Source organism: Streptomyces sp. RKAG293 (assembly GCF_023701745.1).
Lineage (GTDB): Bacteria > Actinomycetota > Actinomycetes > Streptomycetales > Streptomycetaceae > Actinacidiphila.
The window spans coordinates 4,868,413-4,891,705 of record NZ_JAJOZB010000001.1; the positions used below are offsets into that span (position 1 = coordinate 4,868,413).

The following is a 23,293-nucleotide window of genomic DNA, read 5'->3' on the forward strand; positions in this document are numbered from 1 at the left end:
GGGTGACCACGTCCGGTGCCGTCTCACCGGGGTTCCTCGGACAGCGCGTACTGGTATCCCTCGGCCTGGGCGGCGAAGAGTTCTGCGTACTGGCCGCCGTGTTCGATCAGCTGCTCATGCCTGCCCTGTTCGACGACCTGCCCGCCGGCGAGCACTACGATGGTGTCGGCATCGCGGAGTGCCGAAAGGCGGTGGGAGATCAACAGACTGGTCCGTCCGGCGCGATGGCGGGCCAGGGCCTGGTGCACGCGCTGCTCGGCAAGCGGGTCGAGACCGGAACTCGGCTCATCGAGGACCAGCAACTCGGCGTCCTCCCGAAACAGCGAGCGGGCCAGTGCGACCCGCTGCCACTGGCCGCCGGAGAGCAGCACCCCCTTCTCGTTCGAGGCGTCCAGGAAGATCCGGCTGAGCATGGTGTCGTATCCTCGGGGCAATCCGGCGATTGTCTCGTCGATGTCGGCTCGAGCCGCGGCGGTGCGAACCCGTTCGAGGTCATCCATCAGCTCCGGCGAGCCGATGCCGATGTTGTCCCGGGCGTTCATGTCGTACGTCATGTAGTCCTGAAAGGTGGCCCCGATCCGGCGGCGGAGTTCGTCCACCGACAGAGTTCGGATGTCCTGCCCGTCCCACAGGATTCGCCCGCGTTCGGGATCGTAGAAGCGGCACAGCAGTTTGACGAGGGTGCTCTTGCCCGCGCCGTTGGCACCCACCAGCCCGACTGCCTGTCCATACGGCAGGATGAGATCGAGGCCTCGCAGCACCCACGGGTCGTCAGGTTTGTAGCGGAACCACACGCCATCGAACTCGATGCCTTGGCGCAGTGCACGCGGCACCAGCTCGCCGCTGGGCAGATCGGCGGGCATCCGCAGCAAAGTGAGGTAGCGGGCAAACAGCTGGAGTGCCTCGTCTGTGCGGCCCAGCTGCATCAGCACGGAGGAAAGTGCCCCCTGGATCGCTGCCACCGCTGCGGTGAAGAGGGTCATCTCACCTAGGGTGACGCCTCCTCGTAGCACCTGCCGGGCTATGACGACCCCGGCGACCCCGGCGACCGCGGCGCCGAGCACGGCCAGGGCCGACTGGACGGCGGCGTCGCGCCGGGTGACCGCCAGGGTGGCGGCACTGGTCTGTCGCAGGTTGTCCATCGCCCGGCGATGGATCAACGGGCCGGCGCCGAACAGTCGCACCTCCATGACCGCCCGACGGTCCGTCAGCAGCGCCCGGTAGAAGAACTGGCGCCGTGCGGTGGCCATCATGGACTTCGTGGTGTCGGCCTGCTGCCGCGCCAGCCGCAGTTGACCCGCGACCGAGACCGCGACAGTGCCTACCAGCAAGAGCCCCATCGGCGGCCAGAGCGCAAGGACGGCGCCCAGGAACCCCGCGACGGTAATACTGCTGCGTACGGTGGCCAGCAGAAAGTCGAGCACCTGGCGGGGAGCATTCTGTGCGGACTGCTCGGCAAGCCTGATGGTGTCCTGAGTCTCCGGGTCCTCGAAAGGCCGGAGGCTGCGGAAGTCGTTGATACGGCGGTACAGGAGGTCTTGTGCCCTGAGGTTGACGGCCTGCCCTGTCGTGGCCGTTGTCAGGGCGGAGACCGAACTGAGGACAGCGGACAGGCCGGCGAGCGCAGCAACGCCCGCCGCCAGAAGGCTTACCCGGCCGCTCTCCGCGCCGGGCGCGGCCAGATCGTCGACCAGCAGCTTGCCGAGGTAGGCGGCCCCCGCAGGGACGGCACCGGAGAGCAAAGCCAGCAAAAGCTGGCCGACCATTCCCATCGGGGCGGCATGCCAGCCCAGCTGGAGTGCTCGGCCCGTGACTCGCAGACGGGCCGCCGCCCGCGAGGTCACACGGTCTCCCTGGACCGCACCGGCCGGCCCTCCGGGAGCGACAGTCCCACGCCGTCGAGAGTGTGACCGGCGTGGGTGACCACCCCATCACGCAGCCTGAGCAGAGTGGGGTAGGAGGCGACATTCCCGAACGCGGCGGCGACCTCCGTCTCGTCCGCCAGCACGGCGACCTCCCCTACCGCACTGAGCTTGGCCGCGATCACCTCCGAGCCCGCCTCACCGACGACGAAGAAGAGTGGCTCGGTGCCGCCGGTGCGCAGCAAGCCGCCGTCACCGTCGAGTGATTCGATCAACTGGGCACACGGACCGCAGCCCACCATCACGAAGCCCACGAATCGCTCACCGGCCGCGACGTCAGTTCTGGCGACCGGTCGGCCGGTGACGGTCTCGGCGCGGAACTCGCCTACCGACAGGCCTACGGGCGGCAGCTTCCTACCGCCTTCGCCCGAGCCGGCCTCGATGTCCTTCACCCGGCGGATGACGGCGAAGGTGAGAGAGAGGTTGAGCGCTGTGGCGATCCCGAGGACCGCGGCGAGCACGCACAACGTGACAAGCATTGTCTTCCCTAACTATGTGGCCTGCGGATTTTCAGACTTGGGCCCCGCCATCGAGAGCGGCGGAGGACGGTTGTCGAATGCACGCCTTATTCTGCCCAGTCGCCCTCTGCATTTCCTCTTCATTCCCTACTCGCCGGGAACGGGTCGCGAGAATCAGCTCACATCCATTCGGAGTGTGATGCGCATCACATCCCTGATATTCCTCTTGCCAAGCGGGTGGCAAAAAGCTGTACGGTTTCGACGTTCGATCTTCCGACTCGAAGTCCGAGACCGAGGATCAGCATTGATCGTCCCTTCCGGCCCGTCGGCGAATTATTCCGGCCCACCCGCAGGATATGTTCAATACTCATGACGCATCGAACCGCCTCATTCAACCGCCCGGGCCGGGGAAACAGTGCACCGGTCAGGGCGGAACGTCGATCCTCGCCGTACGGTGACTACGTCTAACATTGACGATATCCCTAGCTACTACTGATGATTGAACCTCCCGTACCCATGAATCTCATCATCTCCATATCCATTGCATTCCTTGCGCTTCTCGCTGCGGCACGTTGCATGATATTTCTCGTCATCGTGCGAGGTCGGAGCATGGAGCCCCAGTACTACGACGGGGATCGCGTACTGGCCGTCAAGGGCGGGCTTTTCGGCCGCCCGAAAGTGCACGACGTGGTCGTCGTGAGGCGCTCGGGCGGTGGAGACCGTGGTCGCACCCCTGGACTGTTCATCAAAAACGTCGTGGCCGCACCGGGCGATCGGGTGCCCGAGCTCTTCGTCGGTGTCACCGGCGCCGCCGCAGGTGACAGCACCCCCGAAGGCCGATACCTGGTGCTGGGCCGCCATCGGGCCAGCGAGGACTCCAAGCAGTGGGGCTACGTGGCGGGCGCCGAAATCGTCGGCAAAGTGCTGCGCCCGCGAGCCGGACAGGCTGTCGGCTCCGCGCGGCCGCAAAACCGTCCCGCAGATTTCCGTCGCGAGGCCTGATGCAATTTCAGCGCCTTAAGCAACGGGATACATAGATCCGTTACCAACCCTGAAGGAAGCAGCAATGACCCGCAACCTCGGCGACCGAATTCTGACCGCCATGATCGGCCGGAAGACTGCCTCGGCCGGCTGTGCTCCCGACTGCGAGAGGATTCCCTGCCGCTACGGCAACCAGTTCTGCTACAAGACGTGCTGCTTCACGCCTAACTGTGGCTATTCCTGCAGCAACTAGACCTGCCGACCGAACCACAATCGAGAGGATGAACATGTCTGACGAGAACTCGTGCACCGAGATCATCGAGGTGCCGGCAGGGGATGCCGCTGCCGATCTGATCGAGATCCGGCTGCTCGACAGGATCGAGACGATCCGTGTGAAGGCTTCCTCGGGCTGATGTCCCACCACTGAAGGCGCCGGCGGGGCAGGATTCAACCCGCCCCGCCGGCCCCACCTACGAGGAGCCAGCGCCATGAAAAACCCAATGGTGAAAGAAGAGCATCTTCCCTACCGGCATGAGGACGGCACGGTCCGCATCGGAGGCGAGCTCTACGGGTTGGCCGCCGCTATCCGTGATCCACACGGGTGGATCTGGGCCTCACTCACCCTGATGGACGGTCGGCACACCGAACCGGAGATCGCCGAACTGCTCCGTCTTCAGTACCCCGCCCTGACGCCGGAGACCGCTGCCGGACTGGTCGCGCAGCTCATTGCCACTGGCTACTGCGAGGACGCCGCTGCCCGCATTCCGGAGGAACTCAGCGCTCACGAAATGGCGAAGTACAGCCGAAACCAGGCATTCTTCCGACGTGTCGGCCTGAATCAGGAACAGGGGCCCTGGGACGCCCACATCGCCCTGAGTAGATCGCGGGTCCTCATCCTCGGACTCGGCGGCACGGGAAGCCACGCGGCCTGGTCGCTCGCCGCTGCTGGCGTCGGCCACATCCACTGTGTGGACGGCGACACGGTGGAACTCAGCAATCTGACCAGGCAGGCGCTATACACGGAGGCCGACCTCGACCGCGCGAAAGCCGAGGTCGCGGCGGAAAAGCTCCGTGGTGTGAACTCCGCTGCCGAGGTCACCTTCGACCTCGGCAGGGTGGAGACCCAGGAGCAGCTGGCGCACCTGCTTGCAGGGTATGACGTGCTCGCCCTCTGCGCGGACGAACCCGACTCGGAAACGATCCGTGGCTGGGCCTCGGCCGCCTGTGCCGAGGCCCGCATCCCATGGGTCGGAGGTGGATACAACGGCCCGCTGGTGACCGTTGGCGTCTTCGGCCCGGACGGTCCCTGTTTCCAGTGCCTTGCCGCGGGCGAGGAGGCCCTGATCCCGCCAGGATCGACCCCACCCCATCTGGGTGGTCCGGGAGTGATCGCCCCGTCCGCCGCGATCTCCGGCCACTTGGTCGCCTACGAGACCATCGCACTGCTCACGGGGATCTCACGAAACCCGCCGGGGTACGTGCGCGGACTCAATCTCATCTCCCCGGACGATCACGTCCACGTACGGCATCCGGCTCTGCCGGAGTGCGGAAACTGCAACGCATAGGGTCTTCGAAGACAGGACACATGGCGGACACCGAAGCACACTGTGTCGTATTCCATCCTCTGGGATTCCGGGCTGACGGCCGCCACTGGATCGTCGGACGGAGCGACACCGGACCGTATGTGACGGTCCCCCAGGAGGGTATGGCGGCCATCCGGCTGCTCAAGGACGGCATGTCGCCTCCCGAAGTGCAGCAGCGAATGCTGAACGAATCGGGGAAGAGCATTGACGTCGAACAGTTCGTCAGGTCCATGGCCGCGCTCGGATTCATCCGCTCCATGGACGGGCACGGCATCGACTCCCCGCCGGCCGCGCGCCCGACGCTTCCGCGCGTTCGACCCGGGCATGTCCGGTGGATGCTCAGCCCCGTTCTCCACGGGGTGCTCGTCACGGTTGCCCTGACCGGTCTGATCATGATGGCAGCCAGACCCGAGCTGCGCCCCCACTGGGGCGATCTGCTCTGGAGTGATCACGGAAGTCCGGCCCTGCTGGGGGACGCGGCCCTGACCTGGCTGCTGATCCTCTTTCATGAACTCGCCCACCTGTTCACCGCCAGGGCAGCGGACGTTCCCGGCGTCATCAGGATGGGCACGCGTCTTCAGTTCCTCGTGGTTCAGACGGATGTCTCAGGGGTCTGGCTACGCGAAAGGCCGACCCGGATCGCGGTGTATCTCTCCGGCATGATGCTGGATCTCACTGTGTTCGGCGGTTGCATCCTCCTGGAGGCGGCAACCGGCTCCAGCCGACTTCTTTCGGTCGTGGCTGTCACGGAACTCGGCGCAGTCGCAGCTGAGTTCATGGTCTTCATGCGGACTGACCTCTACTTCCTGCTGCAGGACCTGCTCGGCTGCCGCAACCTGTACCGCGATGCCCTGCAGTACTGCCAGCACGTCCTGACCAGGTGCCTCGGCCGGGCGACGTCCTCGCCACTCTCCGGACTGGACCGCGTCGAGCGGCGCAGCGTGCGCACCTACGCAGTGCTCATGGCCATCGGTTCCGCCGCGTGCGTGCTACTGGTCTTTCTGGGCTGGACGAACGTGACGCTGGTGCTGCTGGCGCACTCGGCCGACGAATTCCTCACCGCGCCGAACTGGCTCTCAGTCGCGGACGCGCTGGCAACGACATTGATGCTGATAGGGGTCCAGGCGCTGTGGGCCAACGCATGGTGGCGCAGGCACGGCACCGCTGTCCGGAACAGCTGGAGGCCGTCCGGGCGGCCCCGGCGGCGAGGCAAACATGACGGTATCCCACTTCCCACTGGGCATCCGACTCACAACCCGGAAGGCCCCGAGGGCTCGTGGCAGCCCCGGGTCTCCGAAGGCAGCTGACCCACGTTTCCTCGATTCTCGCAGTCGCCAGCATGAGCAATCTGCGCATATCTTTGAGCCGCTCCTACGGCGTTCATTCCGGACGACGGGCGACGTCTGAAGTTCCCTCCTTGACCTGGACAGCCTGATACTGGGACGGATGGTCCCGGAGAAAGCAGCCAACCGCCTTGCTCCAGCAGCCATCGCAGGGCCTCGCCCGGCCCGGTCGCTGCTGCGGACAGCGCGCCGGCGTTCAAAGGCCGGTAGGCGATGAACGGGACTTCGTGCGCCCGGCCGTAGTCGACCGCAGGATCATCCGGCTCGTCGCGGTTGAACGCGTTCTGCACGGCCGCGACCTGGATCTCGGCCGACCCGTACGGATCTGCTCCACGTCGACCTTGGACACGCCGATGTGGCCGATCTTCCCCTCCTCTTGGAGCAGGCGAAGCGCACCGACTTGCTCGGCGAGGGGTACCGCGGGGTCTATGCGGTGGAGGGAGCACAGTTCCGGGCGCCCGACCGCGAGGCGGCGCAGGCCGGCCTCGACGGCGGCGCGCAGGTACTCCGGCCGGCCCAGGGGCACCCAATGGTCGGGGCCGGGGCGTATCACGCCGAACTTCGTGGCGATCAGCACGTGCGGCGGGTAAGGGCGCAGCGCTTGGAACTGCTGGTGGAGCTGACCACTCCGGTCCAGCGCCAGTTCTTCGGCTGGGTGTGGTCCCGGGCCCGCCATATCCACGCGGATCGCCGGGCCTTTGACGCGACCGTCGCCCGCCTCGCCGGCGAGCCCACCCCGGCGTAGGGCCGGCCGGTCAACATCGCGGCGAGCGGGTAGTCCCGGGAGCGCGGGTGGCGCATCTGACCCTCGCTCACGTTTGGCGATACGTGCGACCGGAACGGGTTCTTCGGGTGCAAAGACCTCTGACGGTTCCGACGGACCGGCTCCCGGACGCGGGGCGAGGTCACGAGCCGTCGGAGAACTCGGGTGAGGTGGCGATCAGGTAGCCGAGCTGGGTGCGGTTGGTGCTGCCGAGGTGGGTGGCGAGTTTGGCGATGTGGGCGCGGCAGGTGCGCACGCTCATGCCGAGGCGGCGGGCGATGCTCTCGTCCATGAAGCCCTCGACGAGGAGCCGGGCAATGCTCCGCTGCACCTCGGGGATGGGGTCGCCCGGTGTCGGATCCGTGCCCGCGGGTTCGTTCAGCGGGGTTGCCCGGTCCCAGGCGTGTCCGAAGACTCCGGCCAGATAGCTCACCAGGGCGGGCTCACGGATCTCCAGGGCGGCCTGGCGGTCGCTGCGTGCGGGGACGAACGCGGTCGTCCGGTCGAAAATGATGAGGCGCTCGAAGAGCTCGTCGAGGGTGCGGAACTCGATCCCTCCCACTTCAGCCATTCTCTCGATGTAGGCCATGGTGGGTGCGCTGTGGCGCACGGTGTGCTGATACAGCGTGCGGGTTCGCACCCCCCGATCGGCGAGTGCCCTGGCGCGTTCCAGCGCGGAGGTCAGGGTCGCCGGCGTCCGGCCGCCGCCGGGCTGGACGGTGATCGATTCCTCCTTGCACGCGGTGGCCGCTTCTTCGACGGCTGCGTCGATGGCGGGCAGGCCCACGAGAAGGGTGACGCTGGCGCGGGAGCGATGGGCGTGCGCCTCGTACATCGCCTGGATCGGTCCGAGTGCGACCTGAAGGTCAGCAGCGCGCCGTTGGCGCTGCTGGATCTCCTCTTCGAGGGGGCGCACCAACATGGCCAGGGCCGTGGAGGGACGGATAGGGGCGACAAGGCCGTCGTAGCCCGGAATCCGCTGCAGTAGTTCCATACGGGTCAGGCATGACGGCATTCCTTCCTCGCTGGCCGAACCCTGGCGCACGCAATCGGCGTAGAACTGCACTCCGATATCGCACAGCCCGAGGTCGATTCGACCGTCTTTGTCCGATTTGGAGCACATTGGTTCGGGGCTCACCTTCTGGCGCTGTAACTAGTGCCGAACTCTAACCGTTGATCGAGGCTGTTGCTCCGGGTCAAACTTCAATCACCGGCCGGGGGAAACGCGCCGGATCGGCAAGATATGAATGGGGGAAGGGTGTTCATTACCTTCCGCAAGAGCGTCCTTGTATTGACCGCGGTGGCAGCGGCCTGGGGAATTTTCACTGGGTTGTGCGCCGGTTCCGTCGGTGCGGTCGAAGCGCGAGATGTGAGCTTCGGACCAGTTCAGGACCATGTCTGGGACATTCGCTCAGCATGATCCCAGGCAAGGCCGGCCGTGGGACGGGACGTAGGGCCAGTCCTGGCAGAGCCGGATGAAAATCCCCGGTGAGGAGGACTGTGATGGAACGCGTACGCCTTCGGCAGAGGGTCATGAAGTTCATCGATGGTGACCGTATAAAGCTCATCATGCGGGATCGGGGGATCTCCTTGCCGGACAGTCCGGCGAATCGCCGGGTTGTCGCGCAGCTGGCAGAAGGCGCCAGTAGACGTGAGGTTCTTGATGGATCCTCTGGAATCTCTGCCGAGGACCTAGAATCCGCCCTTGGAGCCCTGGATGGAATCAGGGCACTGGAACGGTTGGATGTTCCGCACGATTTCACGGATGCCGATCTGGAGCGGAACTCCCGTACGGTCGAGTTTCTTTCGGCGGAAGAGAATGGCCGCGGGAATCGATTCGAGATGCAGGCCCGCGTCCGCGACGCCCGGGTCCTGCTGATCGGCACCGGTGGCCTCGGCAGCTGGATCGCCTACGGCCTGGCCGCAGCCGGGGTGGGTTCGCTCCGGCTGGTCGACCCCGACGTGGTGTCCCTGTCCAACCTCAACCGCTCGATCCTCTACGACGAGGAGACGGTGGGGCGGTCCAAGGCCGAAGTGGCACGCGAGCGCCTGACGGCTTTCGCGCCCAGGCTGCGGGTGGAGTGCTGCCTTGAGTACGTCACGGCGCCCGATGACGTTGCCCGTCTCGCCGAGGGCTGTGACCTGATCATCAACGTGGCGGATCAGCCCCACCGCACGATCCGGCGGTGGGTCGCTGCGGGCGCCCTGTTGGGCGGCGTTCCGGTTCTGGAGGCCGGTGGCGGCCGGGTCGGACCGTTCTTCCTTCCCGGTGTGTCCAGCTGCAGCGGCTGCCTCCAGGCATCCCAGGCGGAGCCCGGCAGCCCGCGCGACGTCCTCATGGAGCAGGACAACGTTTTCCCGGGCCGTTCCGCAGGGTCTCTCGTCGCCTATCCGGCCGCCGAGGCGGGCGTCATTGTCCTGGAGGCGTACCGCTTCCTGTCGGGAATGGCGGAGCCGGCCACCAGGAACGCCTACCTCGCCGAAGGAAAGAGCTTCTTCGATGGCAAGCGCATTGAGCTTCCTCGCCACCCGCGCTGTCGCGTGTGTGCCGAGAGATGAACTTCCGGAGGGCGTCGGCCTTCCGGAGAGAATTCATAAGGGCAGGAGGTGTTTCAGCATGGAGATCGTCGAGGTCGTGGCCGAGGAGTTCGAGGCCCTCAACAACATGGAGTACGCGTAATTCGATGGGGTGCTGCCCTTGAGAATTTCTGCACCGATATGGCGGGAGGAGGTGTTTCAGCATGGAGATCGTCGAGATCATGGCCGAGGAGTTCGAGGCCCTCAACAACGTTGAGTACGCGTAATGCGAAGGGGCACCGCCCCTGAAAATCACCGCTCGATGTGATGTGAGGGGTGCCGTGCGCCGTCGAGGCGCAGGGCACCCCTCATCCGCTCTTCCAGGAGGAGATCCACGTGGCCCGGAGCCGAAGCCTCACCGCCACTCCCGCGGTGGTCGAGGGGGCGCAACGTGCCCGAATCGTTAAGCGCGCGGTCGGATCGTCGCAGGCCACGGCGACTGTCCTTGTCGCCCAGGGCGACGACGTTCTACTGGAAGGACTCATCGGCCCAGAGGGATCGGGTCTGCGGATGCCCGCCGGCCCGCACGATGACGTAGAGCTGCACGGCCTGCTGGCCGACGGCCGCGCCGTGCTGTCCACTCTCGACGGGACCTTCCGTACCCTGCGCGCTGTACAAAGGCACGAATCCGAAGTCCTTGCGACTCTGGATGAACCTGGCCAGGTCGTTGTCCAAGGAAGATTTGTTTACCATGCAGGCCCTGCCGGCGTGACGCGCATCACGCCCGGAGAAAGTAGGAAGCGGCAGAGCTTCCCCTTTTCCGTATCGTCCTTTGCGGCGAGCGATGACGGCCGGGTGATCGCTGGAATCAAAGGATCTGGTAGCCGGTCAGAAGTAGTTCTGGAAAGCCGACTTGAAGCCCTTCGCTCACTGCTGAAGGCGTCGGATTCGGCCGTGCCGACTGAACTCACGCTCTGTCCGGACGGCTGTCATCTGTCGGTCGCCGTCCGTACGGTCGAAGGCCGCGAAGCCCATATCTTCGACACCGCGACCGGCTCCCGGCTCCGCATCGTGACGGGTGTCGGCCGGACTGCTGTCCTCATCTCCGGCTGCACGTTGCTGGCAGTGGACGATTCCTGGCCCTATGCCAAGGTCCTGGAGGTGCCCTGCGCCGGCGGCACCATGGACTCCCACACCATCGACGCCTCCGTCCTGGCCCTCCTCGAAGATGCCAGCGGGCCGCTGGTCCACTGCACGCGCCCGGACCACCCGCCGTCAGTGGTCCGCCTCGCCGAACTCATCGACCAGGCGGGCAGCCAGGATCCGCCCCGGCACCACGCGGTCACCACTCGCTGGGGAAGCCTGCGCGTCCTGACCGTCCCTGCGGCCGATCCGGTCGGCGACATCGTCATGCTGCACGGAGGTCCGTTCGGTGTGTGGATCCCGCGCTGGGATCCCCAGATGCAGCTCCTGACGGCGCACGGTTATCGCGTCCATCAGGTGGAAGCCCCGTACACGGCCTCCTTGCGCCGCGCCCACACCCGCTTCGTACCAGGCGACTTCGGCAGCAAGGACGTCGAGAGCATCACCGACGCCGTCACCGCACTGGCCTCCCAACGGCCCCTGCTGATGTACGGGTTCAGCTACGGAGGGCTCCTCGCCGCCCGAACCTCCGCCCGGCTCCCCGGCATCGTGAACGGCGTTTTCCTCCAGAGCGCTCTGTGGCGCAGCCAGGACCTGCAGCGGCTGATCGATGACGGGGTGCCTGCCCCGGGGGATCTGCGCTCGTTCCTCGCGCACGCCTTTCCCGGGGGACAGGTGCACCTGCCCGAGGTGCGGCTGCGCGCCGAGCTGCCGACCGCAGTCGTGCACGGGACCGATGACCTCATCGCTCCCGTCGATCTGGTCGAGGCAGCGTGCGCCGCGGCTCCTGAGATCGTCCTGACCCGCCTGCCCGGCGAGGGGCACATACCCCGGCGGGCTTCATCCGTGGTCCAGGCACTCCACGCAATGAAGACATGGCTCCAGCACTGCGAAGGCACCTTGCGATGACCATCCCCACCCTCCCCAAACACGTCCCCACCCCGGGCGCTCCCGCATTCGCCCAACGTTTGCGCGCGCTCATGACCGCCGGGACCCCGGCCGTCTGCCCCATTCACGTCGGGCTCGGTGATCCCGTGCCCGGCTCCAGCAGTCTGGCGACGATCACCCATGCCATCGCCCGCCACCTTGTGGACGGCACCGCCGACCAGCTGCCCGTCTTCAACACCGCCCCACCCCCGGCCCTGCGCATCCTTCAAGCAGCCAGTTGGGCCCGGCTCGATGCCATGACCGGCGACTTCGACCAGATGCCCGCCGACCTGGCCGGCGACCTCTGGCACTGCGTGGGCGCGGTGTGCGCAAGCCCCGGCGAACTGACCCGCGCCGAAGGGCGCGCCGCCAGTGACCTTCTGCTGCGGCTCGGCTACCCCCGACGCGCCGGTGAGGTCCTCGGCCTGCTGGACGCCGATATCCACACCCACGTGTTCCACCCCGAGACCGTGCGGGCAGAGCTCGCCGTCCTGTTCCGGCTGCATCCCGGAGCGCAGGACATCCTGGAGGAACGGGCGCTGCAGGCCGCCGCCGACGAGAGCCTGCCGCCCCGGGCCCGTCTGGCACTCGCCAACTTCGTGGTGGTGCGCAACGGAAAGCGCGGAACGCAGACTCTGGCCCTGCACACGGCGGCCTGGTTCGGGCAGCAGGCGATGGCGCAGATCACCGGCAGCGGCATGGACCGTCACCTGGCGGAGCACACCCTGTACCGGGCCATCGCCTACGTGCCGTTCCTGCGCAAGGACGGCGATCAGACCATGGAACTCCTGGACCGGGCCGCGCTCGCCCTGGAGGACGCTTGCCCGTCGCCGGATGCCGGCTTGCAGCGCCTTGCCTGGGAAGACCATGCCTTCCCCATGTTCGAGACGCTGTCCAAGACCCTTCTCGCCCAGGGAAAGACCGAGCAAGCGCTGGCATCGAGCGAACGTCTGACCCACCTCAGCCCCTACGACCACCGGGCCTGGGCTGTCCGCGCGCAAGCACTCGTGGCAGCGGGGCACCTCGAAGACGCAGCCGTCGCATGGGAGCAGACGCTTCCGCAGGGCGGCCTGCCCGTCGCCGCGGCGCTCTTCTACCTCGGCTGGGTCCACCAGCAACTCGGGTCACCCGCCGAAGCGGCCGAGCACTACCGGCGCTCCCTCGCCGTGGACCCCACCGCCCCCGTCGTCAACGAGCATCTGGAAGCGGTGACGGCGTGAGCATCCCCGCCCGCATTGCACCCGGGCCGGCACCCGCTACACACCGACGCACGGACTTCATCCGCCTGTGGGTGGCTCAGACCTTCTCGAACCTCGGCGATGCGATCTTCCTCGCCTCCGTCGCCTGGTCGGCGACCTCGCTGTTCGGCGATGTCCAGGGCGCCATCAGCGTCGGGCTGGCGCTCTTCCTGCCGACGGCCCTGCTGCTCCCGCTGGCCGGCGTCATCGTCGACCGCTACCCGCGCCACCGGCTGCTGCTGAACACCGACGCCGTCCGGGCCATCGTCACGGCAACCCTGGGGATCTTCCTGATCACCCAGCCGATGTCCCTGCCGCTGCTGCTCGCCACCGTGGTCATCGTCCAGGTCACCGGCCTGCTCTTCCAGCCGAGCATGCACTCGCTGCTCGGGCAGGTCGCGCAGGACGACACGACTCTGCTCCGGTTCGACTCCTGGCTGCTCGCCTCACGGATGATCGCAACGATCCTCGGGCCGCTCGTCGCCGGCTTCGTCATCGTCCATGGGCTCGGCACCGCCCTGTTGATCGACGCCACCACGTTCTGCGTCTCCTTGCTCGGCCTCTTGGCGGCCCGGCGTCTGCTCACCACCCCATCACCGGCGGGCCCCGCCACTCGCACCGGCATCCTGCGCGAGGCGAAAGAGGGCGTGAGGGTCGCTCTCGCCGACCCGGTCTTCCGCAAGATCGCCCCCACCCTGCCCATGATCGACCTGGTCGGGGCCGCGGTGACCCTTCTCCTCCCCGCGCTGCTCCTGCAGCACGGCGTCATCGACCCCAAGGGCTACGGCCTGCTGATCTCGGCGTGGGCCGTCGGGCGCTTCTCCGGTCTTCTCCTGCTGCGCATACCGCGCATGCGGGCGTACCGCGGGACCCTGATGGCGGTGAACTGCGCGGCCCAGGCACTGACCGTCGTCGCCATCGCCCTCACGCCCAGCCTGCCCCTCGCCGTCGTCCTGTTCGTCGTCCTCGGCATCCCTTCGGGCGGTGCGTCGGTCAGCGTCAGCGCCTACATCCAGACGCAGATCCCCAACGAACTGCGCGGCCGGGTCTTCGCCCTCCTGCAGACCACCGTCACCGCCTCCGTAGCACTCGGGCCGCTCCTCGCCGGCGGCATCACCGCCTGGCGCAGCCCGAGCAGCGCGCTGGTACTCATGGGCCTGGCGCTGTTCCTGGTCGGTGTGCCCCCGCTCATCAGCAGGAGCGTGCGCCAGTGGCAGCCCGTCAAGTGAGAACGATGGTCACGTCCGACCGGGCCTCGGCCCCCGCACGATCAGGGTCGGTTGCGCGCGGGCCCGGCCTCGCAGAAGCCGGCACGGAGCTGCCCACCGCCGCCCGATTCCGCGCCTCCTCCCGGCTGTGGCCCACCGGTGTCGCCGTACTCACCACGAAGGACGCCACCGGAGCGCCGCACGGCACCACGGTCAACTCCCTCACCACGATTTCCCTCGACCCGCCGCTGCTCCTCGTGTCTCTGGGGTCGAGTTCGCGAGCCCTGGAACACATCTCCGACACACGGGTCTTCGCTCTCAACGTGTTGTCACGCGATCAGGAACCGCTCGCCCAGAACTTCGCCCAGCCCGGACGCCGAGGTGGCGCCGACGCGTTCGCGGAGATACCCACGGAAGCGGGATCCCGGACCGGCTGCCTCCTGCTCACCGACTCGATCGGCTACTTCGAGTGCGGAGCGCAGAGGATCGAGGCTGTCGCGGACCACTGCCTGGTGATCGGCGCCGTTCTGTCCTGCGGAGACCTGCAGACGGCGCCACCCCTCGTCTTCGCCAACGCCGCCTTTCGACAACTCCGCTGACGCAACCGGCGCCCCCGGTGGCCGAAGGGCGTCAGGGCACGGCGGTGCGTAAGTGGTCTGAACAACAAAGAAGCCCCAGGCCGCTGGCCAGGGGTTCGTGGAGCAAGTGAAGGAACTCGAACCCATGCTGCGGGCTTGGGAATCGACGAGGTCTGCGGGACTGGTGTGTTATCTGACCTGCGAAAACGGGAGATCCAATGGCTCCCGGGGCGGTCTGGGCTGCTCCGTTGTTGGCCGGGGTTTCCGGTCTGGAGGCTATGGCTAGGGCATGCGGTGGCCGAGGCGGCCCATGGAGGCGCGATGGCTTGTCGGATCAGCTCCGTGGCCGGTGCACGCTGTGCGGCGGGACAGCCAGGCTACGAGGGCAAGGGCGCTCGGGAAATGGGCCTTTTCCTTCGCGGCATGGTCCGGCGCTGCCACGCTGGTCGTCGTGACGTACGTCGTGAGCGTGGAAACCCACATCCCGGAGGGTGCTCCGGAGATGGACCCCCTGCAACGGGCAGGCGCGGTAGCGATCCTTGAGGACGGGCTCGACTCGGTGGAGGGCATCGAAGGCCCGGACGGGATGGAGGTCGACCTTCACGAGACGATCGTGGCCGTTCATCCGGGCGGGGCGCTGCTCAAGATCTTCGTGGACGCTCCGGCGCTGGAGTTCGCCGAGGAGGCAGTGCGTTCGGTGGTGGAAGAACTGCTGGAGCGCTCCGAGCTGTTGGCGGAGTGGACGGTCGACAAGTGCGAGGTCCAGCTCCACCCCGATCTGGCCAAGGAGAGCCTCGACGCCGCCGACGGCCCGAACGCTCCTCCCGATGATCCGGCTTCCCGCAAGGCCCGCCATGCCACACAGGCTGCCGCTGGAAGTGGGGGCAACGACTATGACGCGGCGGCAGATGCTGCGGCGACACGGGACCGAATGCTGGCCATGGCGGTTGAGCTGCGCTCCTTTTCACCTGTGATGTTCGGCGTGCTCGATGACGAGGAGGAAGAGGGTGAAGAGGGGGGTGAGCGGGACTTCGGTGCCCTGCCGGAGGATGCCAAGCTTGCGGCCGGCGCCCTGGTGTACGGGATGCACCTGTTGGTGGACGAACTCTTCGAGGACGTGGAGACGCTGAGCCGGGAGCGCACCAACGTCGCCGAGTGCGACCGGCCGTTCTGGCTGTTGGAAGAGTTGCCCGAGCGCTATGCCCTTCAGTACGACGCCCATTTCGCGCGCCGCTTCCTGGTGACCGCGATTGCCATGACCACCCGGTTCACCAGCGGCAGCTTCGAGCAGCTCAGTTGTCTTGCGGAGGAGCTCGCCCTCCGGCTGCTGCTGCGCGAGGCCGAGGTCTGCCTGGACGGGGTCGGTCTCCTTGATTCCGGGGTATCGGACGCGCTCGAATCGTTCGCCGCGAACCTCCATAAGGACATGGACCACGAGTGGCTGTACGACGACGCGACGGACGGGATCGATGAGAGCCCCGTCGGGGAGGCCCTCGGCATCGGGCCCATGTCGATCGGCTCGTGGTTCACGCCATTCAACGAGGGCCGCTACGTGCACCCGTACGCGCAGGACGAGCCGAAGGAGGCGGCGTCGTGAGCCGAGCGCCGCTCGGTAGGCGCCCGTAGACGCGAGGTCGGGGGCCGGAGAGTCCCTTTGCCGTCGCGCTCATGCCTCGACGGTGAATGCTGCTTCGTACCCGCCTGACGACGAAGAGGCGGTCACCGCGCTAGATGGAAATCAGAACGGTCCCTGCTCCGACGTGCCTGCCCTGCACTGTGTTTCAGGCGGTCAGCTGGTTCGCTGACATCAGTGAGTGATCGCCCGCCATCGCGCGCCCCTTCGGTCAGCTTCCCGTGCTCCTCCCACACGGGCGAAGCCTCCGGACATCGCGTCACACGAAGGGTTGCAGGACGGAACTGCACTGTCAGTGCTATGCGTTAGCTCTGTGACTGCCTCGAAGCAGGAAGCAGTCGGCCTGAGATACGGGAGAACTCCATGGCGCCAAGCTCGGACATCAACAAGATCATCCGGGAGAAGCCGATCTTCAGAGTTAGGGCACACGGAGGGCACGGCAAGCCCTTAGTGGTCTAGACAACAAAGAAGCCCCGGGCCGCTGGCCTGGGGCTTTGTGTGGAGCGAGTGACGGGAATCGAACCCGCGCTCTGAGCTTGGGAAGCTCATGTTCTACCATTAAACTACACTCGCGCGGCACGCCGGTTTGGGGCGTGGCACCGTCGCATACTGTACCGCATGGTCGGCCCTGGGCGCGTTTTCGCCTGGGGCCTTCGTGTTGTCGGGGGGCGGCGTGGGGGCTGGGGATGTGGCTGCGGGGGGCGGGGGTTGGGGCGTAGTTTGGGGGTCGGAGCGGCGTGTGGAAGATGGCCTGCCTCATCCCCTAATGTGGCTTTTGTCGTCCACGGAAGTTGGGGAAGGGAAGCGATGGATCGCACCGTCGTTCGTTGTGCCGAGGGGCACGTGTTCAGCACCGCGTCGTTCCCGATGCAGAATCTGGGTGTCGGCCGGCTGGGCCCCGGGCGGTTGTTGAGGTGTCCGCGCTGTGCGCGGTTGCGGCATGCGGTGCCGGTGGAGAACGGAAAGTAGCGCAAGTGATGCCGCGCGGCTCCGGTCAGGATTGGGCCGGGGCCGCGTCGTCCGCGTAACCTTCGGGACGTGCTTCTCTCAGACAAGGACATCAGGGCCGAGATCGACAGCGGACGGGTGCGGGTCGACCCCTTCGACGAGTCGATGGTGCAGCCGTCGAGTATCGATGTGCGGCTGGACCGGCTCTTCCGCGTGTTCGAGAACCACCGGTACCCGCATATCGACCCGGCGGTGGAGCAGAGCGATCTGACCCGGCTGGTCGAGCCGGAGGGCGACGAGCCGTTCATCCTTCATCCGGGTGAGTTCGTGCTCGCGTCGACCTATGAGGTCATCTCGCTCCCCGACGACCTCGCGTCGCGCCTGGAGGGGAAGAGCTCGCTGGGCCGGCTGGGGCTGGTCACGCACTCGACGGCCGGCTTCATCGACCCCGGGTTCTCCGGGCACGTGACGCTGGAGCTGTCGAATCTGGCGACGCTGCCCATCAAGCTGTGGCCGGGGATGAAGATCGGTCAGCTGTGCCTCTTCCGGCTGACCTCGCCGGCCGAGCACCCGTACGGCTCGGAGCGGTACGGATCGCGCTACCAGGGACAGCGCGGGCCGACGGCCTCGCGGTCGTTCATGAACTTCCACCGGACGCAGGTCTGACATGGCGGCCGTGCGGGAGAACCTGACGTACGAGGGCTTCGGGCGTGCCGTGCGCGAGCTGGCGCAGACGATCGCGGACGACGGGTACGAGCCCGACGTCGTGCTGTCGATCGCGCGCGGCGGGGTCTTCGTGGCGGGCGGTCTGGCCTACGCGCTGGACTGCAAGAACATCCACCTGGTGAACGTCGAGTATATGTCGCTGGCTGCATAGCAGCGGGCCGCTGAGCATGGCAAATGCCCTGCTCAGCGTACGTCTTACTCGATCTGGATCATCCTGTTCGTTGCCGTCGTTTGCGGCTGATCACCGACCCTGTGCTGAGGCCGTGCTGACTCCTGCTGCCCGGCCGGAGCAGGCTGACGGGGAAACCTTGCCCACGCGCGATGACCCCCACCATGTGGCTAGGGGAACAGTTAAGCCCCGTCTCTCGGGGCGGACGAGAGACGGGGCCCAAAGGTTCGCGGCGCGGCGTGAGTCAGACGGCCGGAAACTCGCCGCCCTGGACGCCCGCGACGAACGAGCGCCACGCATCGGGGGAGAAGCTGAGCGCCGGACCGTGGGGGTCTTTGGAGTCACGGACGGGAACGACACCCGGGATGCCGTCGGCAACCTCAATGCACTCGCCGCCGTTGTTCTGGCTGTAGGTGGAGCTCCGCCAGCTCTCGCTGGGGATGGTGTGGTTCATGAGTAGCAGTCCTTCGAAATGGAGTCGATGATGTCTGGCGACTCGTCCGGCGGTGCGGCCATGGCCTTGAGCAGATCATAGGCATCGTTTGCCGCCGTCACGTCGTCAGTTTCTGCCAGTAGATAGCCCTTGGGGAAGCCATCTACGTGCACGACGTCACCGCCTTCTTTGAACGACAGCACGCCGAACGGGCTTGCCCAACCGTGGTGCTTGCCCGTGTCCCGGATGATCTGCACTCGGTGCGTCGGATCGTCGGCAAGGACACGCAGGTGAGCGAGTTGGGCACGCATGACGCCGCCGTCGGCAACGACGTTCCGTAGTACCGCTTCGTTGAGGACCAACCACAGTCGCGTTGGTACGTCACGTTCGAGGATGCGTTGGCGCTCGATGCGCGAGGTCACCAGGTCGTCAAGGTTGGTCGGCCGACCGGTTCGCAGTACCGCTCGTGCGTAGTCCTCGGTCTGCACAAGCCCTGGAAGTAGTTGGGGATGGAACATGCGAACAGATGTGGCCTTCTCCTCAAGTTCCACGTAGCGGCGGAACCAGGGCGGGAAGCCGAACCTCATCACGAGCGGCCACAGTCGAACGAAGCGACCGTTTGAGTTCGGGAACACCCGGTCGCACGCCTGTGCGAACTCCAGCGAGGGGACGCGTTCGCCGTTCTCGATCTTGGCCACCAGGGAGTAACCGCAGTTCGCCTCTTTGCCTAACGCCGCACGCTTCATGTCCAGCCGCTCACGCTCTAGCTGTACCTCGCTGCCGAACAGCTTCAAGGGGGACGCGGCAGGGTCGGCCGGGTCGGTTTGCTCGTTCTCGACACTCATTGGAACTCCCCTCGCTCTTTGGACAGTTCGAACTGTCCAGGGTTCCACCCTGTTGAGCGTACGCACCGGAGAGCAAGGGTGGGAGTACACACAGCAACGTGGGCAGCGAGGCGAGGTAGTTCGATGGACGCGAGATTGCAGGCTGCCGAAGATGATCGGCGGCGGATCGCGGAGGGGGACGTTGTCTCCGCTCAGCGTGGGGCGGATTCGTCGGCATCCACCTTGCGGGAGGTTCTGGACTCCTTAGGTCTGAGCCACGATGACGTGCGGGGTATCAGGGGTCGGAGCAACCTCCGAGGAGACGCGTATGTCTGTCTTGGGACTGTCTCCAAAGCAGGGGCTGACCGCCTGCTTGATGTGCTCTTGGCCTACCGGTTCGATCAGCTCCGTCGTAGGGCGGTCCCGGTGGTCCGTCAGCCCGACAGTCCTGCGGGCGGTGCGGAGTGAGGCGCTTAGCGGCCTGGACCGGCCCGCTCTTCATCGTTCTCGTCGCGGGATCCTGCGGTCTGGTCATCGGTCTTGTGCTCGCTAGTCCCCGGCATCTGTAGAGGAGAACGGTCGTGTTCGGATCACCGCAACCCACGTTCGGAGACTTCTCCCGACAGCGAGAGTGCCGGCCAAAGGAGAAGCCTCGCCAACCACCGGTTGCAGGTGGGCCGGGGCAGGAGGGGGAGGAGGCCCGCGGTGAAGGTGCTTCCTCGGAACCTGGCTCCGCGTGAGCAGTTCGAACACATCGGCGGACGCTCACCGCCTGTCGTGGGGAGGTGATTTCGCTGGTTTGGCTTCCGGCGGACCGACAGGAGTAGAACACTGTCGGTAACCCGACTGTCACAGGAAGAGAGTTCGAGTCATGGCACGTCTGCCGTACGACCCCCTCTGGGACGAGGACAGCCGCTACATCCCGTGGCTCGACGGACCCAATGACCGCTGGCATGTCTGTGACCGCGAAGGGCCGTACACCATGGTCACCGAGGGGAAGTCTGAGGAACCCCTCGTGTTCGCGAACAAGCAGGCTGCACAGCAGTGGCTTGATGCGAAGTATCGGGAGTGGGGTCACCATCCCCGAATCAAGAAGGTCTCCCCAAGGGGGCAGTAGATGATCTGCAACAACTGTTCAGCGACCATGGTGAAGGAGGGGGAGTGGATGCGCTGCTACGGATGCGGGAACTCCGTGAACGTTGGCTCGCAGTACGTCCCTGGTTCCGTGGGGCTGCCGGTCGTTCCGCTCATGCTCGGTAGCCGACAACTGCTCTGACGCACCTTCGCCAAGACGGCCCCGGCCATGCGCACTCCCCGTGGTGCATGGTCGGGGCTTTGCGCTGCCGGGGCTGGTCCCTGGCCGGTTGGGCTTGAGCCACGGAAAGCCAGCCACGATGGCGGGTCTGCCGGCCGACTTGGCGCGGGAGGCTCGCCGCACTCCCACCGTGCTCAGCCACTCCATGCGCCTGTGCGTGACGGCGCGTTGTGGTGTCGGCCGTGGCCGTGGTCTCCGGTGCTGGGTGGGGTTGGTCCTGGTGGTGGTTGTGCTGGGCAGGCTTCCCGCGGCTTCATGGGTAGCGTTGTCGTGGGCTGTGCTGGTCGTATGGGTGTCCGGCTGTGTCTGCTGCGAGTCGTGGGTGTGGCCTGGTTGGGCTGCTGTGGGGCTGTCGGAGTTGCTTCCTGCTCCTGGTGTCCGCTTCTTCTGGCCTTGCGCGCTGAGCGGCCCGGGGCCGCCGGAGCGGGGCGGAGACAGGAGCGGTGGCGGCCACGGGCCGCCAGCGCGCGCGGCCCGCGTCAGCGGGCCGCCTTGATCCAGTAAAGAAACTCTTAACAGCTCTGCTGCTGACCGGCTGTGGCTGGTTCTGTCGGAGGCGGCTGGTGCGTCCAGTTGGCTGATCACTGCGATCGCGCAGCGCCGCAGCGCCCCGCTGCACACAGATGAGCGTGCAACGGGGCGCTAGCGATGAAGCTATCCGTTCCAGCCCGCGTAGGCGCCGATGCCGCACGAAACCCAGCCCACATACGGGATGAGACGTACGATCATTCGCTTACCGAGTACTACCATCACCTTCGCGAGACCCATGCGCGCCAGGTCCTTGAGACCGAAACACCCCATGATCATGTTGATGGTCTGGCTGAACCAGTTGGGATCAGCGACCACCGGGTAGGCAAAACGCCCGCTGGCGTGGTCCACCACCTGAGTGAGCGTCGTGCCGTCCGTCTCGAAACGAGTCGGAACAGCAACCCCGTTGGCATCCTTCGCCCAGGGGGTCGCAGCCGCTACGACAATGGCGCCTTCGCCATCGAGGATCGTAGCGCTACCGTCCTCAGCCAGTTCCACCCTGCCGCCCGCCGGCACCGCCACCTTGTAGGCGAAACGCGTAGGAGCGTCTGAGCTGGCGATGGTGGTGAGCATCTGGATTCCCGTGGTGGTCGGGATGACAGCGCTAGCGCTGCCATTGGTTCCCGGGTAAATCACCGTGCCGTCGCTCAGCCGCGTAGCATCCTTGGCTTCGTTGGCGTTCGGCAGGTCGATAGTGACCGGAGGCGCCCCCTCGGACTTGAGGAAAACGCCGTCTTCGGGGTTCTTGGGAACCTCCATGGTCACGCCGCCCTGCTTGACGACGGCGGCCGAGTCAGCGTCCGTGGTCGACTTGACTGGTTCGGCAACGAGACTGCCATTTCTGGCATCGGTGCTGTTTAGAGCGGTAGCCACCTCCGAGGAGGAGACGGCGTCACCTGCGTCGGCGGTAGCCATGCTTGGTGCCGCCAGCATGACTGCCGTGGTCACTATCGCGGTCGACACCAACATGGCACCGCTACGGATGAAGCGCAATTTTCCCCCAGGGTCTAGACGCGAAAATGACAACTCCTGCCATGAATTCGTCCAGTTTTTGGTTCTGGCGAAATGGCACTCTGGTGAGGCCCGGATTTCGCATCCGGTCTCGCCTTGATGGAAGTATGCACCGTAGTTGTGTTCAACAACGTTGATGATTGAAAGATGCACTAAAGTGATAGAAAATGATAGATCAAATTCCGGCGGCTTTTTTTAGATACTTTAGAGCGAGACCCCGCGTGAGCTGGAGGGATGTCTCCGAGCTGGCGGATTAAAAATTTCGGTCCATCTGCACTCGAACTACCTTTCGCCTTATGAGATATACGCCTTGACATTTGGCGGCGTGAACTTGTGCAACCGGGATTGAATGGCCGAATCGTGATTCTGTACTTGGTTCCGTGGTGATCGGTCCAGTGAGTGCGATGAGTAAGACTGCGGCTCAACTCCGCTGCAATTAAGTGGAGTTGAGCATGTGCGTTCGGATTTTCGGCGGCCCGTGACGTTGAGAATCACTCGCTCGAAGTGCGCAGGGGCTCGGGACGAGTTGCGCGCCGGAGCTGTTGCTCTTTGGGGGGTTTTATGGCATATCGAGTTGTTCGCACTAGATTCAGACTTGGGTTCTTGAAACTTATCCACAGGCGTTTCCTTGCAAGATCCGTTCATGAACACGTCCAGAGTTTCCCCTTGGCGCCCGTTTGCCCACGTCACTGGTGTGCCTGGCCTGTGCTGCCTGCGAACCGGTCCCTTCGGCGCGAAAAGTTGTCCACAGGGGAGAGGTGTCCGCTTTCCCTGGGTGGATGGCCCTTCGGCCGCGCAGTGCGGCTCTGGAGGAAGGCGGATCCGCATGTATGTGACGGGCGTCACAGCTCTTCGGGCGGTGAGGGAGTCACGCAAGCGCCGCTCTCGGCACCTCTATTGCCGACCCCGTGGAAGGCGGTTCGTGGGGCGGTCGATGGAAGGAAGTGACGTGCTTGTGATGCAGGTCATATCAGGTCGTGTGAGCCGCGCTGTCACATCGGGGCCTTTTTCGCCACTTCCTCAGGGTGAGGAACAAAGAAGCGGT

Annotated in this window: 20 protein-coding genes, 1 tRNA gene and 1 pseudogene; 13 read left to right on the forward strand and 9 right to left on the reverse strand. The window is 65.9% G+C overall.

The features are described from left to right. Positions 1-23: 23 nt before the first annotated feature. Both LNW72_RS21660 and LNW72_RS21665 read right to left on the reverse strand, forming a co-directional pair. Positions 24-1,772 carry an ABC transporter ATP-binding protein gene (locus tag LNW72_RS21660; RefSeq protein WP_250976924.1) on the reverse strand — a complete coding sequence of 583 codons (1,749 nt, stop codon included), beginning with the start codon at positions 1,770-1,772 and terminating at the stop codon, positions 24-26. Between the two features lie 68 nt (positions 1,773-1,840). Beyond that, complete coding sequence (locus LNW72_RS21665) at positions 1,841-2,401, reverse strand: hypothetical protein (RefSeq protein ID WP_250976925.1); 561 nt, start codon at positions 2,399-2,401, stop codon at positions 1,841-1,843. Positions 2,402-2,896: 495 nt separating this feature from the next. On the opposite strand from LNW72_RS21665, the gene LNW72_RS21670 reads away from it, so the two are divergent. From LNW72_RS21670 to LNW72_RS21680, 4 genes are all read left to right on the forward strand, one after another. Next, positions 2,897-3,382: a S26 family signal peptidase gene (locus LNW72_RS21670; protein ID WP_250976926.1), complete on the forward strand. Its 486-nt coding sequence runs from the start codon at positions 2,897-2,899 to the stop codon at positions 3,380-3,382. 260 nt (positions 3,383-3,642) lie between these two features. Beyond that, positions 3,643-3,774, forward strand: a complete 132-nt coding sequence (locus LNW72_RS41240; RefSeq protein ID WP_285369674.1) for a hypothetical protein — start codon at positions 3,643-3,645, stop codon at positions 3,772-3,774. A 75-nt stretch (positions 3,775-3,849) separates the two neighbouring features. After that, positions 3,850-4,926 carry a ThiF family adenylyltransferase gene (locus LNW72_RS21675; RefSeq protein WP_250976927.1) on the forward strand — a complete coding sequence of 359 codons (1,077 nt, stop codon included), beginning with the start codon at positions 3,850-3,852 and terminating at the stop codon, positions 4,924-4,926. 20 nt (positions 4,927-4,946) lie between these two features. Next, a complete protein-coding gene (locus LNW72_RS21680) occupies positions 4,947-6,251 on the forward strand; it encodes a hypothetical protein (protein WP_250976928.1) in 1,305 nt (434 codons plus the stop codon). A 232-nt stretch (positions 6,252-6,483) separates the two neighbouring features. Here the strand turns inward: LNW72_RS21680 and LNW72_RS21685 are convergent, their stop codons facing one another. Continuing rightward, positions 6,484-6,963 carry an aldo/keto reductase gene (locus LNW72_RS21685; RefSeq protein ID WP_250976929.1) on the reverse strand — a complete coding sequence of 160 codons (480 nt, stop codon included), beginning with the start codon at positions 6,961-6,963 and terminating at the stop codon, positions 6,484-6,486. Between the two features lie 229 nt (positions 6,964-7,192). Continuing rightward, on the reverse strand, positions 7,193-7,972 hold the full coding sequence (locus tag LNW72_RS21690; protein ID WP_250976930.1) for a LuxR C-terminal-related transcriptional regulator: 780 nt from the start codon (positions 7,970-7,972) through the stop codon (positions 7,193-7,195). A 611-nt stretch (positions 7,973-8,583) separates the two neighbouring features. Here LNW72_RS21690 and LNW72_RS21695 point away from each other — a divergent pair. Further along, a complete protein-coding gene (locus LNW72_RS21695; protein WP_250976931.1) occupies positions 8,584-9,609 on the forward strand; it encodes a ThiF family adenylyltransferase in 1,026 nt (341 codons plus the stop codon). A 486-nt stretch (positions 9,610-10,095) separates the two neighbouring features. Here the strand turns inward: LNW72_RS21695 and LNW72_RS21700 are convergent, their stop codons facing one another. Next, positions 10,096-10,302: a hypothetical protein gene (locus LNW72_RS21700; protein WP_250976932.1), complete on the reverse strand. Its 207-nt coding sequence runs from the start codon at positions 10,300-10,302 to the stop codon at positions 10,096-10,098. A gap of 33 nt (positions 10,303-10,335) precedes the next feature. On the opposite strand from LNW72_RS21700, the gene LNW72_RS41710 reads away from it, so the two are divergent. From LNW72_RS41710 to LNW72_RS21725, 5 genes are all read left to right on the forward strand, one after another. Continuing rightward, the gene (locus tag LNW72_RS41710) at positions 10,336-11,619 is read left to right on the forward strand and encodes a S9 family peptidase (RefSeq protein ID WP_250976933.1); all 1,284 of its coding nucleotides are present in this window, start codon (positions 10,336-10,338) and stop codon (positions 11,617-11,619) included. Next, positions 11,616-12,857, forward strand: a complete 1,242-nt coding sequence (locus LNW72_RS21710) for a tetratricopeptide repeat protein (protein WP_250976934.1) — start codon at positions 11,616-11,618, stop codon at positions 12,855-12,857. Before LNW72_RS41710 ends, LNW72_RS21710 begins: the two co-directional genes overlap by 4 nt. Next, complete coding sequence (locus LNW72_RS21715; RefSeq protein WP_308401999.1) at positions 12,854-14,104, forward strand: MFS transporter; 1,251 nt, start codon at positions 12,854-12,856, stop codon at positions 14,102-14,104. Before LNW72_RS21710 ends, LNW72_RS21715 begins: the two co-directional genes overlap by 4 nt. A gap of 5 nt (positions 14,105-14,109) precedes the next feature. Then, positions 14,110-14,682: a flavin reductase family protein gene (locus LNW72_RS21720; RefSeq protein WP_250976936.1), complete on the forward strand. Its 573-nt coding sequence runs from the start codon at positions 14,110-14,112 to the stop codon at positions 14,680-14,682. A 430-nt stretch (positions 14,683-15,112) separates the two neighbouring features. Continuing rightward, positions 15,113-16,258, forward strand: coding sequence for a hypothetical protein (locus LNW72_RS21725; RefSeq protein ID WP_250976937.1), 1,146 nt, complete (start codon positions 15,113-15,115; stop codon positions 16,256-16,258). Positions 16,259-16,793: 535 nt separating this feature from the next. Here LNW72_RS21725 and LNW72_RS21730 read toward each other — a convergent pair. Next, positions 16,794-16,867: transfer RNA gene (locus tag LNW72_RS21730), tRNA-Gly, on the reverse strand. Positions 16,868-17,332: 465 nt separating this feature from the next. Here LNW72_RS21730 and dcd point away from each other — a divergent pair. Both dcd and LNW72_RS21740 read left to right on the forward strand, forming a co-directional pair. Further along, positions 17,333-17,908 (forward strand): dCTP deaminase, encoded by a 576-nt coding sequence (dcd, locus tag LNW72_RS21735; RefSeq protein WP_138351324.1) that lies wholly within the window; start codon positions 17,333-17,335, stop codon positions 17,906-17,908. Position 17,909: 1 nt separating this feature from the next. After that, a pseudogene (locus LNW72_RS21740) lies at positions 17,910-18,101 on the forward strand (phosphoribosyltransferase); the annotation flags it as partial. A 280-nt stretch (positions 18,102-18,381) separates the two neighbouring features. Here LNW72_RS21740 and LNW72_RS21745 read toward each other — a convergent pair. Together LNW72_RS21745 and LNW72_RS21750 are read right to left on the reverse strand one after the other, a co-directional pair. Next, the gene (locus LNW72_RS21745) at positions 18,382-18,591 is read right to left on the reverse strand and encodes a DUF397 domain-containing protein (RefSeq protein ID WP_250976938.1); all 210 of its coding nucleotides are present in this window, start codon (positions 18,589-18,591) and stop codon (positions 18,382-18,384) included. Beyond that, positions 18,588-19,415, reverse strand: a complete 828-nt coding sequence (locus LNW72_RS21750) for a helix-turn-helix transcriptional regulator (protein ID WP_250976939.1) — start codon at positions 19,413-19,415, stop codon at positions 18,588-18,590. The genes LNW72_RS21745 and LNW72_RS21750 overlap by 4 nt, the downstream gene beginning before the upstream one ends. Before the next feature lie 850 nt (positions 19,416-20,265). On the opposite strand from LNW72_RS21750, the gene LNW72_RS21755 reads away from it, so the two are divergent. Then, positions 20,266-20,511, forward strand: a complete 246-nt coding sequence (locus LNW72_RS21755; protein WP_250976940.1) for a hypothetical protein — start codon at positions 20,266-20,268, stop codon at positions 20,509-20,511. Between the two features lie 852 nt (positions 20,512-21,363). Here LNW72_RS21755 and LNW72_RS21760 read toward each other — a convergent pair. Next, on the reverse strand, positions 21,364-22,401 hold the full coding sequence (locus tag LNW72_RS21760) for a hypothetical protein (RefSeq protein ID WP_250976941.1): 1,038 nt from the start codon (positions 22,399-22,401) through the stop codon (positions 21,364-21,366). Positions 22,402-23,293 lie beyond the last annotated feature (892 nt).